The sequence below is a fragment of the Trinickia symbiotica genome (assembly GCF_003028655.1).
GTDB lineage: Bacteria > Pseudomonadota > Gammaproteobacteria > Burkholderiales > Burkholderiaceae > Trinickia > Trinickia symbiotica_A.
In genome coordinates this window covers 1-888 of sequence record NZ_PYUC01000053.1, presented here as the reverse complement: position 1 = coordinate 888, position 888 = coordinate 1, and the positions used below count along the sequence as shown (strand labels likewise).

At 59.7% G+C, this 888-nt stretch carries 1 protein-coding gene; it reads right to left on the bottom strand.

What is annotated here, in order from left to right; translation table 11 throughout:
- Positions 1 to 888: hypothetical protein (locus C9I57_RS32170; RefSeq protein WP_107154519.1), on the bottom strand; the 888-nt coding region annotated here is incomplete at both ends.

Below are 888 nucleotides of genomic sequence, written 5' to 3'. Positions count from 1 at the left end.
TTACCCACTTCAGCCAGCTTGGCTGCGTCGGCTTCATCGATCTCTCCGAGCACCGGCTGGGAAAGATCCTCAGTGGTCGGGCCATACTGGACGATGAATTTTTGACCCGTGGACTGCGAGAAACGGATCCGGCCGATTGGCGCGTCGCAGATGCGTTCGCGCAGACGAATCGGCGCCGTGCTGACGAACGGCGACCATGCGTACATCGACTCGCCCGTCACGACGGCGTGATCCTGGATGGTCGTAAAGGGGAGCGCAGCGGCGAGGTCGGCGCACAGTTCCGGGTTCTCTTTGGTGGCCAGTGTGGCGTTGACCGTGATGTTCAACGGCTTCCATGTGATCCGGATCCGTTGACCGCTGCGGATGTGCGCACGAGTTGCGCCGAGATCTGCCACGGGAGGCGGGGCGGCCTGCAGACGCTCTGCCGGGTACTGGAAGTATTTGCCGAGACCCCACGGGAAGTAGTGGAACGACCAGGCCTGCAGCTTGTTCGTGTACTCGGTGAGCGCGCGCAACGCTGTCACGACTTCTTCCCTGGAGGGGTTGTCCTTCAGGTGAGCGCGCAGCTCCAGCGCGAGGGCCCCCATTTTTGGAAAGCCACTGTAGCGCAGATAGTTGCTGTAAGCCTGGTCCAACGCGTCGACGATCTTCGATATCTGTCGCGGCTGAAACTCAGGATCCTCTGCCAGTACGACCAGCGGATACAAGGTATACATCGAGTAGTCACGCAGCATGCCGTGTGCGATGTCCCACGTTCCAAAGTATTGACCGTAGCTGCCGGCAGGGATTTCCATCTCGCCAAGGCGCAAATCGGCAATCTCTTTGGGCTCTACGGTCATCATGCCATCGGTCAATGCCTTGAGCTCGGCCACGAATTCTTTCAACGTT